Origin of the sequence: Massilia aerilata, from assembly GCF_042656905.1 — a bacterium.
GTDB classification, from domain to species: Bacteria; Pseudomonadota; Gammaproteobacteria; order Burkholderiales; family Burkholderiaceae_D; genus Telluria; species Telluria aerilata.
This window is the reverse complement of record NZ_JBHSMZ010000014.1, coordinates 42,392-62,880: the sequence shown is the minus strand read 5'-3', so window position 1 is coordinate 62,880 and position 20,489 is coordinate 42,392. Positions and strand designations below refer to the sequence as shown.

Genomic DNA, 20,489 nt, shown 5'->3' with positions numbered 1-20,489 from the left:
TTCGGGGCTTTCCTATCGCTCCATAGGAAAGCTCTGCGCCTGCCAGATTAAACCGCCAGCGACTGGCACTGACAGGAGAAATAAAATGCAATTTCAAACGCAAGACTGGTATGCCCCGCTTCGCCAACTGGCAAGCCTCGGGAGCCTCCGTAGCAAGATCCGACACTTGGGCGACCTGGCCGAGCAGCGCCGGCAAACCCTTTCGCAATACTTCACGCCTGACGAAGTCGCAGCCTGGATGTGGAGCTTCATCGCCCATCTGGACATCACGACGGTCCTCGATAATTCTGTGGGCTCGGCCCGTCTGCTTCAGTTCGCAGTACCAGGACAGCACAAGCTGTTTGGTGTCGACGTCCACGCTGCCACCGTCGATGAAGTCAAGCGCGTCGTGTCGGACGCGGGATTCGAGTGCGAGATCCTCTGCACTGGAATGGAAAACGTGCGCCCGGTCGGGATGGATGCCGTTTTGTGCAACCCGCCCTTCAGCATTACGCTTGAGTCGGTCGGGCTGAAGGCCCATGAGGGTTTTACACGCATGGGACGCCTCGGACCTGACACGAACGCCACATCAGACGAGTACGCGGTTATTCAGGCCCTTACGGCTGCCCGCGTCGTGGTCGCACTCTTGCCACGATCCAGTGCTGACGCTATTCGCGCTGGCACCGGCTGCTGGGCTTCCAAGAAAGTGCAATCGCGACTGCGCGGAGTCTTCGACCTGCCGGCCGCGACGTTCAAAGACGAAAACGCAACGGTCCACACTTCGGTCGTAGTGTTCGGTGAGGGCGCCAGCAAGCGCCAGCCTGTACACCGTGCTGTGGAATCGTTCGATGAACCAGCGCCCGACCTAGACCTGCTGGATCCAGAGTTCAAGAAGACCCGACCGGCCGACCTTCGCTATCAGTTGTTCGATGCGACGGAACCGACGATCACGCTGCCTGTCACGGGAAACCGTTCTGTTCAGATAGCACTCGATGGTCGAAAAGTCCGACTGCGGTATTTCTGCGGCCTGACGCAAGCAATGGTGGCGAACGCGGTACTCGACAAGAGGATCTTCTCGACACAGCATCACAGGCTCCCAAAAGGCGTGCAGTTCAACGGACAGGGCAAGCTGGACGTTGAGGCATATCTCGCCCAGGAACAGCCTGTAGCTGCTTTTAAGGGCTTTGTTGAGGCTATTCGTGAAGCCGGCGGCGAACCAGTCTTGCAACCGAGCGTCCTGGAGACACTCGAACGCAAGGTCCGGCGCCACCGAAGGGCGGCGATGGCCTTGAAGCATACGATCTGGACGAGAGGTGCGTCGAGCATGGCCAGCATCATCGGCATCGCAAAACGCACACACAACGTCGATCCGACGAAGTGGCTTTCCCCCGTAATTAAAGAAGGGGAGGCCGTCGAATTCACGCGGGCGGAAGAGGGAGGCTATCGCTACCAGAAGAACGGTAAAAACTACCTGATTCAAACCGATGACCTCGAAGCCGACTTCGTACTGGAAGGCGCAACGGAAGGCTGGCAAATCGTACACTCCGGGTTGCTGCAAGCTTATCCAGCTGAAGCATCGCGGCTGCGCAAACGTGCAATCGAACTTGGCATCGACAAATGGCTGACATGGGCGTACCAAATGGACGACCTAATCGAGCTGACGATGAAACCTACCGGAGCAATTGCGGCGTGGCTTCAAGGTCTGGGCAAGAGTCGCTTAAACGTGGCGCTGATCCTGCTGTCAGGGGTGAAGCACGGCCTAATCGTGGTCGAGTCCAGACTGATCGATGAGATGCTGGCTCAGATGCAGCGTATCGGAATCGGAGGCGACAAGGTCTGCGTGATCGACTGTCCTGAGAAGCTCAAGCAGCTTGCTCAGATCAATCTGATTTCGTACGAGCGTCTTCGCATGCTGGTCGACGCGAATGCTTCGCACCGTATCACGTACGCGCACCGACTGAGACGCCGCATCGGACTGGTTTGTGCCGACGAAGGCGAGCGCCTGGCCAATTTCGACAGCGATCAATCGAGGGCGCTTTTTCAACTCGCTGCGCGCAAAAGGTACATCAGCACCGGCACACCGATAGCCAACCTGCCGAGGGACATCCATGGTCTGCTGCTGTTTACGGCGGGCGATGGAACAGCATGCCAGCCGTACGGACACAGGAATGGGTACCTTGAAGCGTGGTGGACGCAAGGGATGAAGCACGCGTCGCGTGGCGTCGATATGATCAAGGACCACTACGTGACGATCGAATGGTGCACGCATGCGTTTTCCGAAACGCTGCGTGAAGGCGCAAAGCGCGAAATTCCGAAGCTGGCAAACGTCGAGCGATTCCGAGACTGGCTGGCGCCGCACGTCAAGCGCCGCATCACGAACGAACCAGAAGTAGCGAAGCATATCAAGCTACCCGAGGCGCAGTTCGAGACCAGGATGGTGGAGTGGGACAGCAAGCATCTCGCTTACTACCTCCGAGCGGCCGATGACTTTGCACAGTGGTACCGTGACCGGAGCGACGACGAGAAGCGTAACAACCTCGCAGTCCTTTTAGCCAAACTCCAAGCAGTCCAGATTGCCCTCAACATCCCGCAAAAAGGTGTTGAAGGCTTGGGCACGTACGGGCCGCTTACCTCCAAGCAGCGGGCGGTCATCGACTACCTGGTCGAGCTGTCAGCCGAAGGGAAGAAAGGGCTGCTGTACTGCGAAAATCCGGACACCTGCAAACTCATCTGGAGAGAGCTGGCGGCCCGCGGTATCAAAGCAGTCCAGTTTCACGGAGGTATAAGCATCAAGAAACGTGTGAAGGCGAAGGACGAGGAATACGTCGCCGGCGACGCGGATCATTTGCTGGCAACCAAGAGCTGCGCCAAAGCTGGCTACAATCTTCCGGTCAGTGATGTTGTGGTGTTCTACGACCGCTCGTGGAGTGCCAAAACCGAAGGCCAAGCGATGCACCGTCCTATGCGTGTGGAGCGAAAGGAACCGGTCAAGGTCGTGTACTTCCACGTCCCGGGCAGTCTTGATATCTACCAAGCGCAAATGGTCGAATTTAAGGCGGACTCGGCTCGAGCCGGCCTCGACTGGGCGACACCTGAAAAAGAGGACGATGAGTTCATGCATCTGTCCACCGTCCTTCAATCGTTCGTCGATGACCTCGCGAAGCTCAACAACATATCCGCGCACGACATGCGGAGACTACTGAAAGCAGCATAAGGAAAAATACATGGAAACTACTACCGAGGCAAATGTCCACCTGGGTGACGGCATTGTCGTCGTTCGAAGGAAGGGTTCCAGTTCGCCGGCAATCGCCAACGTCTTGGGCAGCGTCCCTTTCGATGGCGGCACCAGTCTTTATCTCGACCGCCTGATTCACAAGCCATATGAAAGTGAACTTGGCGGCTACGGGATAATGGGCGCAATCTCGAGCATCCTGATCGTGCCGCAAGCACAGTCCGCCCCGGTGGCCGATGCCTAAATCGGCACCGAAGATCTACGCAACTCTCCCGCGCCGCTTTGGCCGAAACGAGCTTGTTTTGCTGGGATTCCAGCAGAACGGCTCGCAGATGGTCAAACGTGGCGCAGGTCGCGTTCTGCACGCGACGGCCAGCTCCCTCGATGGAGCCTCATGGCGGGTTACACCATTGGTACGCCGCTGGCGCTAAAAAATCACTGCCTTCGTTTCGGCAGTCCGTCAACACAAAGGCCCGCTTCGCAGCGGGCCTTTTTTTTGCCTTCATCGCCCGGTGATCCCGGACCAGGCGTGCTTACACAGTGGCGCCCACGACGTGAACGTTCTTGGCGATCGGGCCGCGGCTCGACTGCGCGGCCTCGAATTCAACCTCCGCGCCAGTCATCGCCGCTTCGCCCTTCACGTAGTTCGCATTGAAGAAGAAATCGTTACCATCACGGTCCCTGATGAAGCCGAAAGCTTTTTCGACGTTGAAGAACTTGACCTTGCCGGCCTTCCGCGTCGAGCTCCCGGCCAGGTGCTGGGCAGTCGCCGGCTGGCTCCGCAACGCTGCACGTTGGGCTTCTTCGACCTGGGCCGCGGCCGTCGCGCTGCGCACAGCCGCATCGAGAACACCGATCGACTGCGCACGTTCAAGATCGCGTGCCGACGTCGGCGTGGCGACCGAGCTTTGATCAGCTGCGAAGGCCTTGAGACGGTCGGCGATGCTTTTGGCGACGCCATCTGCCGATGCCATTGCGATGATGCTGCGGTGTCCATCCTTGCCGAACACGACCGAGACTATATCAGCCACCCACACACGCAAGGTGGCGTCCTCGATGCGGGTCAACGTCGAACTGGACTGGGTGTGGCCCTTGAACTGGTTGCCGATGGCGATCTGGCTAGTTTGGAAAGTGCCGCTGGTTTCGATCCAGAGCAGACGCGACTTGAACTGCATGCGCGACCAAAGGAGGTGCCCGGTCTTGTGGCTCAACACAACGACCATGCACAGGGCGATCACGACGAGCAGGACGCGGCTGATTTCCATGCGCTCCATCGATGCGAACTCCGAAGCGTAGTAGGCGCCGATGATGCTGGCGCTGGCGGCGCACACGACGCCCCATGCGTCCAGCGCCAGCAGCAGCCGCGCCGAAGTTACTTGTAGTGCCTCGCCCCAGGTGCTGTATTGCGTGGTGCTGGTCGGCACCGGCTGGGTTTCCTCGACGATGTAGCCGCCGAACGAACCGCGTTCGCCTTCGGAGACGTCAGGCGGGATGTTGGCGTAAGCGCGGTTCGGAATCGAGCGCTCCCACGACGCCTGGAAATCGCGGCTGATTGCGGTCCAGAGCTGCGCCGGGGCGCAGTTCATGGCGATGGTCGTCTGTTCGCAGGAAACGTCCGTGTGCGAAGCGCGATCGAGGCGCGCGATCAAGGCGCAGAAAAAGATGATCGAGGCGACGAGCGACCCGGTCAGCAGCAGGGCAGGGGCGATCCACAGCGGAGGGACAGACAGCGCCGGCAGTACGCGCGGAATCACAACTGGGGCCATGATCGAGAACGTCACTAGCCCCAGAAGCTTCCAGAACGCTCCGTTGGCGGTGCTGGCCTGGGCTTGGGCATCTGGCGCCGCGTCCATGCTCAAGCGGCTTTGCTGAAGGAACGGGCTGAGAAGAGACAGCCCGCTTGCCGGCAGGTAGAGCCAGCTTGCGACACCTTCATGCGCGGTGCCGGAGAACACGAAGAACGACACGATCAGCGATACCAGAAGCGCGGCCATCTGCAGGATCGAGTGGAAGTGCAGCACGGCTGCGGCCTGGATCGGCGTTGGTGAAGTGATCAGGTCCTTGACCAGCGAGTAGAGGACGCCGTTCAATGCGCCTTTCGGCTCGGGGAAATCGAGGGCGCGGTGACGCATTGTGTCGAGCAGGTCCTCCGTGCCAGCGCCCACACCACATGCCTTCACAGGCAGCTCGGCGCACAGGCCCAACGGACAGCGGCGGCCAAGCCAGAAACGGACCTGGCCGAGGGCCTTGATTAGCGTTTTCATGGACACGCCGCCCAGGAGCATAGCGAGCGACAGCGTCACGGCCGCCAGCTTGTCGTTGTGTTCCTGGAACAGGGCCTTCGCGCTGAGGATGACGGCGATCGCACCAGTCATCGTAACGGCCGCGGTGACGAACAAGAAAATGTTCTGAAACCTGTAGGGATTGGGAAAGTCGTTGAGCAGACTGTCCGCGCTGTTGAATTCGTAGCTCATGAGGTATGGTCTTTCAGTGGTTAATACTATGACCATTTAACCATTGAAATTCCACAATGCAACTCAAGTTGCGCCGAGTTTCTCCAACATTTTGATAACAGCGTCGCGCGGTGTGGACGAGTTGGACACGAAGATGCACCGTCTGGTCCTACGCAGCGTCCAAAGCAGGACGGGCAAGGTCGCTTCGCGCTCGGAATGCAGTCCGGGGGTCCAGACGCGCTTTGTGGTGTCGCTGCGGTGCTTGAGGCGCTGCAGGCGCAGCTTTGCAGGCGTCCATACGACGCAGAACACGGTATGGGCCGGCAAGAGCGCGAGGTGCTCGACAGACGACGGAAAGCCGTCCAAGACAGCCTTCGGTGAGGCGGCGGCGTGATCGACCAGCTTTTGAGCGGTGAGAGCGCTCATTGGGCTGCCAGCCCGCTCCCGACGCATCGCCATCATCAATGCAGCAGGGACGTCGACCGGAAATTGCGACGCCTTGGCAAGCCGGCGCAGCACTCCAACGCTCGTGTGCTGGAAGCCGTGTGGTACCAGATCCGCGCCGATGGTGGACTTCCCGCTACCATGACGGCCGAGAAGACAGACCAGTGTCATGCCTTACTTCGGCAGCCGCTGGCCGGCGATCTGAATCTTTTCCCGGGCGGAGGTCAGATGTTCGGTCGCCTCCTGGAGGTCCGGCGCGAGGTCCGGGTAGCTCTTCTGGACACGCTGGATCGTCTTGAGCGCCTCCTTGATGTTGTCCTGACCGTCGCCCAAATGTTCTTTGGCGACCTGGGCGCTGATGTTGCTCGTCATTTCGGTGTTCCTGCACTTTCGGTTGAGGGTTTCTCGCTGGCGCTGACCAGCGGTTCTATGACAGCGCCGAGCTTTCTAAGGCCGTCGAACGCCATCTGAAAAGGTTTGATCGTATCGGTCGTTGCGAGAACGTAGGTCAGCCCGACCACAAATGTAAGCGCCCGAAAGCCCAGGACTCTGCGAGGCATCGACCTCAATCGGCGGAATCTCACTTCGATTCCCCTATCAGGCGCACGTCGATCTTCGGACCATCTGCTGGCTTGGCTGTCGCGCTCGACGCGGCCGGGGCCTTGGCATCGCTCATCAAAACAACGTTCACAAGGCTTTTGGTTTCGTCGCTAGATTGCGCTTTAGGGCGCGGCCGGGCCGGAGCGCTGGGTAGGTCCAACGTTGGTGCCATCGGTACCGGCAGTGGTACGGGCAGAGCGGCAGGGATAGTGGGAGCGTTCATGACCACGGGCGCGGCGACAGCAACCTGAGGCTTCGCGGCCACCGGGCCGTTATCAAGCTGTACCTGAAGGACGTAGAGGTCGCGCTTTAGCTGTGCGATGTCATGCTTGGACTGGTCGACGGCGTCGATTAGGCTGCGAACCCGTCGATAGCCCTCATTCGTCACCAGTACCAATGCGACGATCGCCACCGCGCCTAATGCGCGTGGCCAAAACCGCTCTTTATTCACGACGCCTCCATTTTCGAAGATCAAACTGTAGCAGCTGCGCAAAACATTGCCGCAGCGAAATGTCGTGCAAATTGATACGGAATCGCTTTCGTTGCCTCAGCAGCCGGCTTTCGGCCGGGAGCCTCGCACGGAGTCCTTCTAAAAATCGTGGGGGTTTCGCCAGAAGATAAAAGGAAACGCGGGGCAGCATGTTGCTTCCGAACACTTTTTTACCCGAGGCAAAAATGCAAATCGAAGAAACTGGCTTGAGCACCACCGAAGCGCGCACCGCGATCGCCGAAGTCGATATGGCCGCGAACATGGCCGAACAGGCACTGGACGATTCGCGTCCGGCACCGGCCGCGAACTCGGTCGACGAGCAAGTCCTGGGCGCCGTTTCGGCGGTCAACGTCGACATCCTGCGCAACAAGGCCAAGCGCCAGCGCGAGAAGGGCATCGAGAATCTGGCCAAGCGCCACGACGGCGTCGCGTCCATCATCGCTCGCGCGCAACTGAACGAGCGTGTCGTCGCCTCGGCGTTCGAGCGCTACTTCGCCACCATCGAGACCGGCATCCACGTCATCAACAAGAGCGGCCCGATGTTCGTTGGCGAAGCTGCCGCTGCCAAGCTCGAGGCGTCGATCGTGGAGCGCATCGCCGCTATGGAAGAACGGATCGACGGCGAACTGGTGCGTATTCGCGTCGCGCTGGACGTCCACGGCTCGCGTCCGGACTGGATCCAGCCGGTCTATACCAAGCCGGCGGCCGATCACGAAGTCCAGCTGCGTACGCGCCTGGCCAACCGCGTGCTGGCGGTGTTCCGCAAGCAGGACGAATTCGTCGTGGCGCTCAACAAGCTGTGCTGGAACGACGAAGCCGACGCCGAAGCGATCGAGATGGAAGAACTGAACATCAAGAAGGAAATGCGCGGCCTGGCGCAGTTCATCAGCCGCACGCTCCGCGGCATGCGCAACAAGGTGGCACCGAAGGCAGTTGCCGCAGTCGCAGCCCCGCAAGAAACCGAGGCGCTGGCGGCGTGAACGACATCCTTTCGGAACTCAATCCCCAGCAGCGCGAAGTAGCGCTGCATGTGGGACACTGTCTTTCGATCGCATGTCCGGGGTCAGGCAAGACAAAAATGCTGGCGACTAAGGCCGCTACGCTGCTGAACGAAGGCGAGAAAGTCTGTGCCGTGACGTTCACGCGCGACGCGGCTTTCGAGCTGCGCGAGCGCATCATGAAGCTCGCTGACCCCCGCACCAAAGCCAACCTCCTGGTTGGCACCTTCCACAGCGTTTGCATGCTCATGGCATCGCCCCAAAAGCACAAGGGCGAATTCGGCAGGGCCATCCTCGAAAAGATGCAGTCCCCGTTTTCGACGCCGTGGAATCTCGTGAAGGAGGGCGTACGCGTCGGCTACGTGATCCGTGCGATCCGCGAAAGCTGCGCCAAGATTCAGCTGCGTGACGCTACCCCGCTCATCGAGCTCGCGAAAGAGGCTGGCCAGATCCCGGAGACCCTCGATCCTGAGCTGCAGGAGATGGTGCGCATCTACATCAAGCTGATGGAAGAAGCGCATGTCATCGATTTTCAAGACATCATCCTCAAGACGAATCTGGCGCTGCGCGACAAGTCCATGACCACGCTGCCGGTCGACCACCTGCTGGTGGACGAGTATCAGGATACCGACAAGGCGCAGTACGAATGGTCGGCGCACCACGGCCGCGCTGGCGTCGCGCTGACTGTCGTCGGCGACGACGACCAGTCGATCTATGCGTTTCGCCGTGCCCTCGGCTATTCAGGCATGGAGCGGTTCACGAAAGAGTTCGGTGCCTTGCAAGTCCAGCTCGGCACCAACTACCGCTGCCGCTCCGAGATCCTTGGGGCAGCCGAGACGCTCATCAGCCGCAACACTGAACGAATTCAAAAGCGCCTTTTCGCCCATAAGGGCGAGGGCGGGGTGGTCACCTGGGAACGCTTCAAGGACGCTTCGACAGAATACGCCGCCGTCGCAGAAGAAGCCGCGGGCGCACTGGCGGAGGGCGCGTCGTTCGCTGTCATCGCGCGGACCAACGACGAACTGACCCTGCTGCAGGCCGCGATGCACACCCGCGGCGTGCCGCATCGGAAGACCGACGGCCGCAGCATCTTCGACTGTCCGGAAGTCCAAGTCTACGCGGCGCTCCTTCGCTCCCTCATAAAACCAGTCAGCAACGACCTCGACCAGGTTCTCGCGTGGGCTGGAATGGACAACGACGACGCCGGCAAGATTCGCAGGCTGTTCGGGTCGAGCATCATCATCGGCAGCAAGGACGACTTTCAGAACGCCGGGATATCCGAGCGCGGTATCGAAATCTGGCGCACCTTTGCCAAACGCCACGCGCAATGGAGCTCCCAGAAACAGCAGGGCCACATGGCGACGGTCAACTATGGCGTCTACGAGTGGCTTGCGGAGACGCTGCAAAAACCTCACAACCCCGCCGTCCTAGACGCCGCGCACCAGATGTATGAGGTCGATGACTGCTCCCTGGAAGACCATCTAGCCAAGATGCGTGCGCGAGAGCTGAGCCAAAGCGTCGCCGACAAAAAAGACGCGGAAGCGGAGCAGACCGGGCCAGTAGCGATGCTGATGACTGCGCACGGGTCAAAAGGCCTGGAATTCGATCGCGTGTGGATCGTCGGCCTGCAGGCCGGTTCCTTCCCTTCCGAAAAAAGCTCGCTGGAAGAAGAACGGCGGCTCATGTTCGTCGCCATGACGCGTGCGCGAGAAGCGCTGTTCATTTCTGGCACTAGAGACAAGAAGCCGAGCATGTTCGTTATCGAGGCTGGCCTCGAGCCCGGCTAAAACTCGACCCCATTTCTGCCAGGCATCTAATCGAGTCTACTTTCTTTACAACGACTTACGAGACGGAAGCGCTGGCCACCGTGTCCATCAAACCTTTTCCTACGGCAACAAATACTCTCCAATTTCGCGGTGCTTTTGCGAAATCGCAACTCGGCTCCTGCCCGACAATCTAGCAATGCTCAAAATAGACGAAATCCAAGCCGTACTCGCTGACCAGCTGCGCCCGGTTAAGCCGTACCTGGAGCGAAATGACGTAACGGAGTTGATGATCAACCCGGGCGGCCACGTCTACGTGGAGGCGAAAGGCGTCATCACCTACGAAGGCCAGCTTCTGACCTCGACCGCGATCGACATGGCACTTACCGCCGTGGCCAAGTTCGTCGGGCAGGACGCACTGGCCGGATCGAAATCGGCGCTTGTCGGCGCGAGTATCGAGGACATGCGTATCGCCGGCGCCAAAGCGCCGACCTGTCCCGATGGCTCCTTCCTCACGATCCGAAAACACCAGGACAAAGGCGACCGTCCGACCCTCGAACGCCTGATCGAGATGAAGGCGCTCACCGCCGAGCAAGCGGAAAAGTTAGTTGACCTCATCATTCGCCAGCGCCTCAACTGCATTGTCGCCGGCGCCACCGGATCAGGCAAAACGACGCTGCTGAACGCGCTGCTGAGTCGCATCCCGCCGAACGAGCGCCTGGTGACGATCGAAGACTCCCGCGAAATGCAGCTCGCGGTACCGAACGTGATCAACCTGCTGTCGAATCCGTCGAACGACATCCACGCACGCGATCTTGTCCAGTTGGCGATGCGGCTCCGGCCTGACCGCTTGATTCTGGGCGAGACACGCGGGCACGAGACGTACGACCTGATCAGGGCGTTCAACTCCGGCCACCCCGGCTCCGTATCGACCATCCACGCTGACTCGGCCGAGCAGGCGCTGGATGCTTTAGAAATGCTTTACCAGATGAGTCTTCCGGCAAACGCATCGATGCCGCCTGATCTCGTCAGGCGGTATATCGCCAAGTCCGTGCACCTGGTCGTATTTGCCGGAAGGCGCAACGTCCCCAACGGGGAAGTGACAAACGTGGTTCGACGCATCGAACAAATTTGCTTAGTTAAGGGAGTGGAAAATGGAGAATATGTTTTCGAAAATGTCATCTAAAGCGCAAGCCACGCATGAATACTTGTCGGAGGCCTACCAAGGTATGTCCCCGAAAAGTAAATCGATCATCCGCGGCGTCGCGATCGGCGCGGTCCTGATGACGCCTCAGCTGGCGTTCGCCGCTGACGACGGCACCGGCTTCTTCTGCGTCGTCGCGAAATACTTCAAAGGAATCGTCGGCGGCGCCGCGCTGGTGGCTCTGCTGATGTGGGCGATCGAACACATTCTGGGTGTCGCTAAGCTGCACGACGTCGTCATCAAAGTGGGCATCGCCGCGCTGATCGTCATCAGTGCTTCCACCGTCATCACGAAAGCCGGCCTGGCCCCTCCGGGCTGCGAGACTGGCGTCATGCTGTGAGGACTTCGGTCGTCAACCAGGCGCTGCTCGCCCCGCGCCTGAATAACGGCGTCACCAACAAAGCCCTCGGTTTGTGCTGGGGGCCGGGCGCCTTCATTGCGCTGTTGGTCGCTACCGAAGCGAACCCATGGTATGCGGTAATCCCGTTTAGCCTCTCTTTTGCCGGCCACGCAGCGCTTCGCTGGGCATTCAAAAAAGATCCTTTGATTTTCGCCATGTATACCCGGTACGCGATGATGGCCAAACGCTACCACCCCGAATCGAGAGAAACGCTCCCTGCACCATTCGAGCGACCACACAAGGTCGGTCGCGGTCTGCGAATGTAAAGCTATGCTGAAAATTAAATTTCGTGAAGAGGACGAAGCCGACGTCCACCCCTTGCAGGCGCTGTGCCCATGGATCAACCATGTGACGCCTGGACTGGTCCTGAACAAGGACGGTTCGTTGCTCGCCGCGTTCCAGTACCGCGGCGTCGATCCCGACGATCTGTTCGACGCCCAGGTCGATTCGTACACCGAGCAAATGCAGAAGGTCTTCTCGCGATTTGATAGCCGTGTCACCGCATGGTGGATCGTCGACAAGCGCCGCGATACGAGCTATGTCCCTGGCGACTTCCAGAACGACACTGCAGCCGAGCTGGACGAAATCTACTCCGAGCGGTTCAAGGCTGGCCGGCATTTTTCGACCAGCTATACGCTCTACCTGCTCTTCACCGGTAGCACCGGCACCGATAAATTCTTCGACCGCGTCGCTCGCATCCAGTCGGAGACCGGTGTCGCCGTCACCTCGGCTTTGATGTCGGCCTTGAAGGAATCGCTGTCTGGTCGACAGGCCTTCGCGCGGGACGTCGGAACGCTTCGTGACAACATCATCTCGTTCGAGCGCCTGATCGCCGGCTTCAAGAACGCGGTTCCGCTCAAACTACAGCGACTGGAAGACAACGACTTCACCTCCGCCTTGGGTGCGGTATTGAACCGTGCGAGCAATCCGACAAAGATGCAAAAGCCTGCAGGTGCACTGCTCGACGCGTACCTGCCGCGGAACTATGTCGCAGCAGGACCAGACCTCATCAAATTCGAGGGCAGCCAACGCTCGACCTTCGTGGGCGTCATCGGCATCAAGGGATGGCCATCGGTCACGACGCCGATGCTATTCGAGACGCTGGCGGCGATGGATATGGAAATGACGATCTGCCAGATCGTTCGCTTCCTCGACCCGGGCGAGAGCGCGGCCACCATCGATCCGGCAATCGCGTATTACCACCTGACGCAATACGGCCTCATCACGCATGCTATCGCTAAGGCAAGCGGCAACGAGCCCGAGACAAAGCCAGGGAAGGAATCGATGTTGTATGCCTGCCGCGAAGCCCAGGAGCGCATTGGCGCCGACGGCATCACATATGCGTATTTGGCGATGTCCGTGTTCGTGTATGGCGACACCAAGGGCGACCTCAAGCGCAGCTGCGACCGCGTCGTGACGAACTTGGAAAATAACCAGTTCACCGCCGATCGCGAGAGGATTAATGCGATGCCAGCGTTCGCGGCGCTACTGCCGGGTCAGTGGGCAACGCAGTCCCGCTATGACCTGGTGTCAGTAGAGAACGTCGCGGACGCGTGCCCGATCTACACGATGGATGAAGGACGGCGCGAACATGCATTCTTCTCGAAGCAGGTATTCCGTAAACAGGTACCGCAAATGGCCGTGTTCGGAAACCGATATGGCGGGCGTTTCAATTTCTCCTCACACGTCGACCAGGTGGGCCACATGCTCATCATCGCGCCGACCGGCAACGGCAAGTCGACTTTCGTGAACTTCTGCCTCTCGCAGTTTCAGCGGTATGGCGCAGGCGTCCGAACCATCGTGTTCGACCGCAATCGAAGCTGCGAAGTCGTAACGAAACTTCACGGCGGCCAGCACATCGACTTGAAGAAGCGGAGCACGCGCCTGAACCCGCTCGCCATGATGCGCGATGGGACCGAAGATGGCCGCACCTGGGTCCGCGAATTCATCTTGCGGCGCTTTGCCGAAGGCGGCTTCGTCGCGAGCACCGAAGATCGCCAGAACCTGGACAATGCGCTCGAGCAGCTGTCGCTCGGCGACGGTCCAGTGAGCATGAGCCGGCTGGCCGTGCTCGTGTCCAGGCGCCTTGAGGCCGAGCTTGCGGAGTGGCTGCAGGGTCGTCCGTACGGCATGTTCGACAATGAGGTGGATGACCTGTCGCTGTCGACCTGGACGACGATCGAGATGTCCTCGATCCTGTCGGTCGACCGTATTGCACGCGCATTCATCGACCTCGTGTTCCGGAAGATCTTCACGCAGCTGGACGGCACCCCGACATTTATCTACATCGAAGAAGCCTCGTTCCTCGTCAACGATCCGCGGTTCGCCCCGATCATCGACGAGTGGCTCAAGGCGATCCGCTCGCGCAACGGCTTCCTGTGGATGTCAATCCAGTCGCCAGAGTCCGTGACGAATGCTGAGATGTCGGCGTCGATCCTCGACAACATTTACAGTTTCCTCCTGCTGCACAACAAGAAAATCGAAACGCACCGTCACCACTACCGCAATAACTTCGGCTTCGAAGATCATCAGATCGACATGATCGCTGAGTTGCAGCCGAAGCGTGATTACCTCTTGGTGCAGGACGGCCACACCCGCGTGATGACGACCGAATTTACGCCAGCGGCGCTGGCATACCTGCGCTCGGAAAAAGCCGTGCTCAACGTGTTCGACAAACACGCTGCGGCGAACGAGCCTGGCTGGCAAAAGGATTATCTGAACGAAGTGCGGTCGATGTAACGAATAACCGAAAAGGAGCAGACGAGGATGAATAAATACATCAAACACCTTATTGTGGCCGCCGCGGCATGTGCAGTTACCCTGCCAGCCTCGGCCCTATTCGGTATCGGAGACATTACGTTCGACCCGACAAACTGGATCCAGAATAACTCGGCCGCACTTGCGGGCGTCAGAAACGAAGTCAACACGGCGAAAGCCCTGATCCAGCAAACCCAGGCCGCAATCAACATGGCCAAGTCCGTCAAGGCAATAACGGACATGGATCGTCTCGCCCAGGTGAAGGAGGCGCTCGGCCTTTATAAGCAACTGCAATCTGTAGATGGACGGCTCGAAAATGATTTCCAGCAGTCGGCCGAGCTGACCGAGCGTGTCAAGGCTAAATATGGAGCATCGAATATGTCGTGGGAAGAATACGTGACCTCGCGCGACCAGCTGGAGCTGCAGCAGCGGGAAACCTCGGCGCAGCGCTACCGTGCGATTAACGCCTCGATGCAGCAGACTGCAAGTCAGCGACAAGCCATCGTGAATAGGCTGAATACTGTTGGAGGTCAGACCGAAGCAATACAGGCCTTGGGCGCATCGATTGACGTCCTGATCGGCCAAAATCAGCAGATCATTTCCATCCTCGCAGCCAACCAGCGTATCGCCGATACGAAGAGGCAAGACGAAGTAAGGGACGAAAACAAAAGTAGCGATGAAACCATCAAGCTACTGAACGCTCGACAGCAACGCCTGCGTGACGCTGCAGCGAAATATTGACCTATTGATGTGGCGTTGAGCCATCCATCGCCCGACTCATGCCATCCCAAAGCCACTAATGAACTTCCTAAAATTTATCACTGTCGCCTTCCTTCTCGCGCTGATGACGCTACAGGGTGCGAACGCAGCCGAGACCCCGGCCGAGACCACGGCTCCAGTCGTAGCTGGCAGTTTCTTCGATAAGATGGACGGTGCTGTACGGGAGGTTGGCCGGAAAGCAGGGCGAGAACTTGGCGAGACACTCGCCACATCGGGCTACTCAATCGCTGCGACAGTGACCACAACCGCGCTCGGAATCGCCGGCGCCCTCGCCGTTGTCTACCTGTTCTACGAGGTGCTGCAGTTCCTCAGTGGCCGGACGACGTCAATGCTGCAGGTACTCTTCGACGTCGGTATCCCATGTATTTTTGCAGCAGCTTTCATTAGCCAATACGCTATGTTGCTGCCGAAATTTGAAAAGCTTTTAGATGTATTCCGTCACCTTGGGAGTGGCGGCCAAGATCCCTTTAATGCAATCCTCGACGTATATACAGTGGTGATCGGGAAGGTCACGTCGGCTGTCGGCACTGCGTTTAAGGACATGGGCAAGGCTTTTTCGTTTAGCAAAATGCTGACCGTTTCGCCAAATTTCATGCTGGCCCTGGTCGATCTCATTGCAACTGTATTCTTTGCGTTGGCGGTTCTGGTGTTGCTACTGATCGGCGTGGCCGAAGTTCTTGGCCTTCTGCTGATCGGTCCCTTCCTTTTCGCGGTGGGCGTCGCCTTTGGTCCAATCATGATCGCAGGCTTAGTGACACCCTGGACACGCGACTACTTTTCGAAATGGTTGCAATTTATCGTCATTTCTGCGGGGCTCACCGGCGTAATTAACGTTATCTTCATCATCGCTGCTGGATTGATGAAAAGCGTGGGTGTCGCACAAAACACCAATGAGCCGACTGCTGTTGGCTTGGTGATCATGGCAATCCTCATGTTGACGATTAATAGTATGGTCAGCCAGGCGCCGAGCATTGCGAGTGCACTGTTCCCAGGACATGTGGGCGTGTCGAAGAGTAGCGGCGGCGCGGTCGTCGCTGCTGGCAAGAAAGCTGCGGAAGGTACGAAGAATCTGGGCAAGGGTACGCGTGGTACCGCCAACGGCCTCGTCGGGGCCGGGCAAAAGGCGTTCAGGTTCGCCAAGTCAAGGATGGGCAGCAAGTGAAAACCGTTATAGGGAAATGTATTTAAGACCATGAAGAAATTCAGACTGGCTATTCTGATTTGCTCAACGGCCGCGATGCTGGCCTCGTGCACGACCGCACCTACTACGGGGATCGGTTTCAACTACGAGGTCGACAACGCGAAGGCAAACGGCATCGTCCAAGTGTTCGACCTGAGCGGAAATACGGTCGTGCAGTTGCGGGATATGAATCTGAAAACGACCCATTTCCTCGACGGTAAGAACGCCCCTATCGTTTTCAAGATTGTTGGACAGAATGCCGTCTTGGCTGGAATGTATTCATCCTTCACCGTTTCGAGCCCGGCAGCCGCCTCCCGCGTTATCCGCAAGGAGCCGGCGCCGAACGTATTGCCTGCGCCGGTGACACCTGCGCCGAGAAGCGTGACCACCTTGGCTGGAACTAAGTTGACGGCTGCCGACTCGGATGAAGCAATCGCCGCCGAGATTGCCCGAATGCGAAAAGAAATAGCTGAGCTGAAAACGATGATCGCGGCAGCGGCTCACGAGCCCGCTCCCGACAGGCCGGCGAGTGCGGTCGCCGATGCTGGCCGTGTCGATGCGACTGAACCGAGCGTCGTTATCGTGTCATTCCAGAATAACAGCCGTCAATTCAATCCCGCACATGAGCAACGCACTCAACTGCTCGCTCTGTCACACACTGCACAGAACATTTCCGTCCGCGGCTTCACCGATAGCGACTTCGCGACGAATGGAAGTGTTGCGCTGGCCAAGGCGCGGGCGGAAGCAGCGAAACGCTATTTACTCTCGATGGGCGTGGCGCCGGCCAAGATCGTGGTGAGCTTTGACGGTGCTGGAAAGTTCATTGCCGACAACCGCTCGCCAGCTGGCCGCGCAGCCAATCGTCGAGTCGAAATAGTCGGCACCTGACCGACCTACCTGGACCGACCCCGCCCTGGCGGGGTTTTTTTTTGACCTACAAATCGCATCGATTTCTTATAACCAATCAGGGCTTGTCGGCGGGAAACATTAGAGAAAATGGAGGGATGAAAAATCAGCCTGTCACCACCAAAAAGTCGGCCTCCGGTGCAACGCCTCCGGACTTCGCTCCCGGCCACCTCGCCAAGGAAACCGCGTTGGAGCACTTCGAGCGCGGCGCTCGCCCCACCCTCGAACGCAACCGGTGGTTCCTGATTGCCCTTGTGCTGGCCGCCGGTCATGTTGCGAACGGCATAGGCTGGAACATTGCATTGCCGCTCAAGACTGTGCAGACCTTCCAGGTCAATAAAGTCGATGGCGGCCGACTCGTTGCTGATGGCACGGCAGTCGGAAACTGGGCACCCGATAGTGACTCGATCGCGTACTTCATCAACAAGTGGGCCAACAGCGTGTTCGACGTGAACCGCGCCACCATCGATGGCACCTTAACCGAATCAGGCGAGCTGGTAATCGGCACTGCAAAAGCACAGTTGCAAGAGATGCGCCGCAAGGACAACCCGCTCATTTCGATGCGTGATTATCCGCAATACAGCCGAACCTACGAATTCACCACGATCAACTTCATCAAGGATGATGTGGCGCTTGTCCGGTTCCGTACGATCACGCGCCTGACGCCGGAATCTACGCCAATGGTTGTGACGTACGCGATGACGGTCTCGTTCACGCGCGTAAAGCCAACAACCCGCGCAGAGGTCATGAAGAACCCGGCTGGACTGTTTATCACGAACATCAACCTCACTGAGGAATCCGTCACAAAATGAAGCTCAACAAGATTGCCGCGTTCGTGGCGTTGATGATCCCTGTATTGGCTATCGCGGCTCCGGCACACAAGACTGTGGCGGTCGCTGTTACCGAAGACGTTTCAGCACAGCCCATTCCCGCGCCGAAAGAAAACCGGATCGTTCGCTACACCTATTCTCCCGACGTAATTTTTCGCATCTTGGCACTTCCGAATCTGACGACGCATCTGGAGCTGGGCGAAGACGAAGGTGTAAAGGAAACGCCTGCAATCGGCGACCAGGCTCAGTGGATCGTCACGGGCGGCCCCCGCAACCTTTTCATCAAGCCGCTGCGCTTTGACCTCGAGACCTCGCTCACGATCGTCACCAACAAGAGGACTTACCAGTTCCAGCTGATCGCTGGGCGCAGCACTTCGGCACAGGTCTTCCAAAAAGTTAGTTTTTTCTATCCTGACCGCGAGATGGAAGTGAAGCTGCGCAAGGAAACGGAAGTCGCTGCCGTTGAAGCCGAGCAGAACCGCCTTTCGGCCCAAGTAGTCACGACGAACGTCGATCCGGCATCGCTGGACTTCGGTTTCAAGATCGAAGGGGAGGCGCCGTTCAAACCGACGACCGCATACAGCAACGGTAAGTTCACGTTCCTCATCATGCCAAACACCCAAGACAGTCCGGCGATTTTCCTGCTGGACGGCGACAACAAGCCGTCCCTAATCAACTACCAGGTCAAGGGCAACATGATCGTAGTCGAGCGCGTGGCGACGAAGCTGCTTCTCAAGCTCGGCAATACTGAAGTGCGGATCACCAAGCGCAGTGCCTTTGAGCCGAAGTGGGGGCAATAAGCGATGGCGAAAGATCCGTTTGCTAACCTTCCGCCGATCGATCCGGAGGACCGTGCGGAACCAGAAAACATCGTTGCAGCCGACCATGTCGAAGCTGCAGGCGATGTGTCAGCCGGAAACCCGCCGCGCACCTTGCTCAAGAGCGCTGGCAAGTGGGCAATGCCCCTGATGGGCTTAGCTGTTGGAATCTGGTTCTTCATGCCGGATGACCATACGGCAGCGCGTCGCGCAACGACTGGGCCGGTCGAAGTCGACACTGCTCGCCAGGCTGACGAGACCTCCGCGACGATTAAAAGGATGCGAGAGGAAGCAGCGAAAAAGCCACCTGTCGTCGTTCCGGTCATGCCCAGCTACGTGCCGGCCCAAGGACCGGCAGTCGCTACCGCTGAGAGCCCGGCGTCGTCTTCGGTAGCGGCGCGTCCAAGCATGGGCGCTACAAGCCAGGAAAGCAGCTCTTATACGCCAGCTTCGGCACGGCCACCTCTGCCGCCGAACTACTCTGGCGCCTCCCAGGCACCGTATCCGACTCCGGCCTCACATGTGGACGACAAGGCATCTGAGCGCGCAGCTCAAGCATACGCAGCAGCAGTTGCGAGACAAGAAGAGATTCGCGCCTCGGCGATTGAGGTGACGAAGGTCAAGCTCATGGGCCAAACGAGCAGTGAAGCTGCCCAACCGTCAGTACTGGCTGGCCTGCAAGCCGACATCGCCGACGCCACCCGAAGCGAATCGGAGCGCTCGCAACAGGCAATGCAGGAACGTCTTCTGGCTGCGATGGGCCCTAAAGAGCCGGTCAAGAGCAAAGGCGCAAACGAAGAGTTCTTGGCCGCGAATGCTGCAGCTGCGAACAGCGCCCCCATCCTGACACGCCAGATGGCGCCGCAAGCTTCAACTATCGTCAACGAAGGCCATGTGATCCGCGCGGTCCTCCTGACGCGGGTCAACAGCGATCTGCCGGGCCGCGTGCTTGCCCGCGTTACCTCGGACGTTTACGACAGCAAGCAACGGTTCGTCGTCATTCCGAAGGGTAGCCAGCTGGTCGGTGTGTATAGCAGCCAGGTCGTGGTCGGGCAGGAGCGCCTGCTCATGGCGATGAACCGCCTCATCCTCCCCAACGGTAGCTGGGTTTCGCTCTCTGGCGCAAGCGCTGCGGATATGACTGGCATGTCTGGCGTAGAAGCGGACGTGAACAATCACTTCATGAAAATGTTTGGAAGCAGCCTCGTCCTGGGAGCGTCGACGCTCTTATTACCACGATCGGATACGACTGTCAGCACGCTGCAGAACTTGTCCGGCCAAGCTGGCGGTGGCGGCACGGCCGGCTCAGTCTTCGCTATGTCGCTCAACGAAGTGCTTAAGACGCTACTCGAAAGGAACCGGCAGATCCCGCCAACGCTCAGCCTGCGGGAAGGCGAAGAGTTCATTTTCATGGTCGCCCAGGACATAGCAATGGTCCCTTATCGGCCTTGAAATGACGGACACAGTGTCCCCAGGGTATGCCTTGTAACTCATTGAATACAAAAAGATCACGGCTATGAGCTCGGCAAAAACGGGGTCATGTTTTTGTCTTTCGCCTTCATAAACGTGCGAATCCTGAATTAAATCGGCTCGATATTGATGTCAGGCAACACATGATTTGGCTGACAATTTAGTCGCACAACCTAACGTCCAAA

At 58.6% G+C, this 20,489-nt stretch carries 18 protein-coding genes; 14 read left to right on the top strand and 4 right to left on the bottom strand.

Going from position 1 to position 20,489, the window contains the following annotated elements:
• Positions 1-85 precede the first annotated feature (85 nt).
• Positions 86-3,193 (top strand): SNF2-related protein, encoded by a 3,108-nt coding sequence (locus tag ACFPO9_RS17055; RefSeq protein WP_379772499.1) that lies wholly within the window; start codon positions 86-88, stop codon positions 3,191-3,193.
• 10 nt (positions 3,194-3,203) lie between these two features.
• The gene (locus ACFPO9_RS17050) at positions 3,204-3,455 is read left to right on the top strand and encodes a hypothetical protein (RefSeq protein ID WP_379772497.1); all 252 of its coding nucleotides are present in this window, start codon (positions 3,204-3,206) and stop codon (positions 3,453-3,455) included.
• A 289-nt stretch (positions 3,456-3,744) separates the two neighbouring features.
• On the opposite strand, the gene ACFPO9_RS17045 is transcribed toward ACFPO9_RS17050, so the two are convergent.
• From ACFPO9_RS17045 to ACFPO9_RS17030, 4 genes are all read right to left on the bottom strand, one after another.
• On the bottom strand, positions 3,745-5,685 hold the full coding sequence (locus ACFPO9_RS17045) for a cold-shock protein (protein WP_379772494.1): 1,941 nt from the start codon (positions 5,683-5,685) through the stop codon (positions 3,745-3,747).
• Positions 5,686-5,748: 63 nt separating this feature from the next.
• Positions 5,749-6,279: an AAA family ATPase gene (locus ACFPO9_RS17040; protein ID WP_379772491.1), complete on the bottom strand. Its 531-nt coding sequence runs from the start codon at positions 6,277-6,279 to the stop codon at positions 5,749-5,751.
• Positions 6,280-6,282: 3 nt separating this feature from the next.
• Complete coding sequence (locus ACFPO9_RS17035) at positions 6,283-6,480, bottom strand: hypothetical protein (RefSeq protein ID WP_379772488.1); 198 nt, start codon at positions 6,478-6,480, stop codon at positions 6,283-6,285.
• A gap of 208 nt (positions 6,481-6,688) precedes the next feature.
• The gene (locus ACFPO9_RS17030) at positions 6,689-7,159 is read right to left on the bottom strand and encodes a hypothetical protein (protein WP_379772486.1); all 471 of its coding nucleotides are present in this window, start codon (positions 7,157-7,159) and stop codon (positions 6,689-6,691) included.
• Between the two features lie 224 nt (positions 7,160-7,383).
• On the opposite strand from ACFPO9_RS17030, the gene ACFPO9_RS17025 reads away from it, so the two are divergent.
• From ACFPO9_RS17025 to ACFPO9_RS16970, 12 genes are all read left to right on the top strand, one after another.
• Positions 7,384-8,178 (top strand): hypothetical protein, encoded by a 795-nt coding sequence (locus ACFPO9_RS17025; RefSeq protein WP_379772483.1) that lies wholly within the window; start codon positions 7,384-7,386, stop codon positions 8,176-8,178.
• Positions 8,175-9,983, top strand: a complete 1,809-nt coding sequence (locus ACFPO9_RS17020; protein ID WP_379772480.1) for an ATP-dependent helicase — start codon at positions 8,175-8,177, stop codon at positions 9,981-9,983. Before ACFPO9_RS17025 ends, ACFPO9_RS17020 begins: the two co-directional genes overlap by 4 nt.
• A gap of 175 nt (positions 9,984-10,158) precedes the next feature.
• A complete protein-coding gene (locus ACFPO9_RS17015) occupies positions 10,159-11,145 on the top strand; it encodes a CpaF family protein (RefSeq protein WP_379772477.1) in 987 nt (328 codons plus the stop codon).
• A gap of 43 nt (positions 11,146-11,188) precedes the next feature.
• Positions 11,189-11,503 carry a hypothetical protein gene (locus ACFPO9_RS17010; RefSeq protein ID WP_379772474.1) on the top strand — a complete coding sequence of 105 codons (315 nt, stop codon included), beginning with the start codon at positions 11,189-11,191 and terminating at the stop codon, positions 11,501-11,503.
• Positions 11,500-11,829: a hypothetical protein gene (locus ACFPO9_RS17005; RefSeq protein ID WP_379772472.1), complete on the top strand. Its 330-nt coding sequence runs from the start codon at positions 11,500-11,502 to the stop codon at positions 11,827-11,829. The genes ACFPO9_RS17010 and ACFPO9_RS17005 overlap by 4 nt, the downstream gene beginning before the upstream one ends.
• Positions 11,830-11,833: 4 nt before the next feature.
• The gene (locus tag ACFPO9_RS17000; protein ID WP_379772470.1) at positions 11,834-14,302 is read left to right on the top strand and encodes a VirB4 family type IV secretion system protein; all 2,469 of its coding nucleotides are present in this window, start codon (positions 11,834-11,836) and stop codon (positions 14,300-14,302) included.
• A gap of 27 nt (positions 14,303-14,329) precedes the next feature.
• Positions 14,330-15,061 carry a hypothetical protein gene (locus ACFPO9_RS16995; RefSeq protein ID WP_379772468.1) on the top strand — a complete coding sequence of 244 codons (732 nt, stop codon included), beginning with the start codon at positions 14,330-14,332 and terminating at the stop codon, positions 15,059-15,061.
• Positions 15,062-15,119: 58 nt separating this feature from the next.
• Complete coding sequence (locus ACFPO9_RS16990) at positions 15,120-16,262, top strand: hypothetical protein (RefSeq protein WP_379772466.1); 1,143 nt, start codon at positions 15,120-15,122, stop codon at positions 16,260-16,262.
• Between the two features lie 30 nt (positions 16,263-16,292).
• A complete protein-coding gene (locus ACFPO9_RS16985) occupies positions 16,293-17,168 on the top strand; it encodes an OmpA family protein (protein ID WP_379772464.1) in 876 nt (291 codons plus the stop codon).
• Positions 17,169-17,284: 116 nt separating this feature from the next.
• On the top strand, positions 17,285-17,998 hold the full coding sequence (locus ACFPO9_RS16980) for a VirB8 family type IV secretion system protein (protein ID WP_379772462.1): 714 nt from the start codon (positions 17,285-17,287) through the stop codon (positions 17,996-17,998).
• Positions 17,995-18,816: a TrbG/VirB9 family P-type conjugative transfer protein gene (locus ACFPO9_RS16975; protein ID WP_379772459.1), complete on the top strand. Its 822-nt coding sequence runs from the start codon at positions 17,995-17,997 to the stop codon at positions 18,814-18,816. The genes ACFPO9_RS16980 and ACFPO9_RS16975 overlap by 4 nt, the downstream gene beginning before the upstream one ends.
• 3 nt (positions 18,817-18,819) lie before the next feature.
• Complete coding sequence (locus ACFPO9_RS16970) at positions 18,820-20,286, top strand: TraB/TrbI/VirB10 family type IV secretion system protein (protein ID WP_379772457.1); 1,467 nt, start codon at positions 18,820-18,822, stop codon at positions 20,284-20,286.
• Positions 20,287-20,489 lie beyond the last annotated feature (203 nt).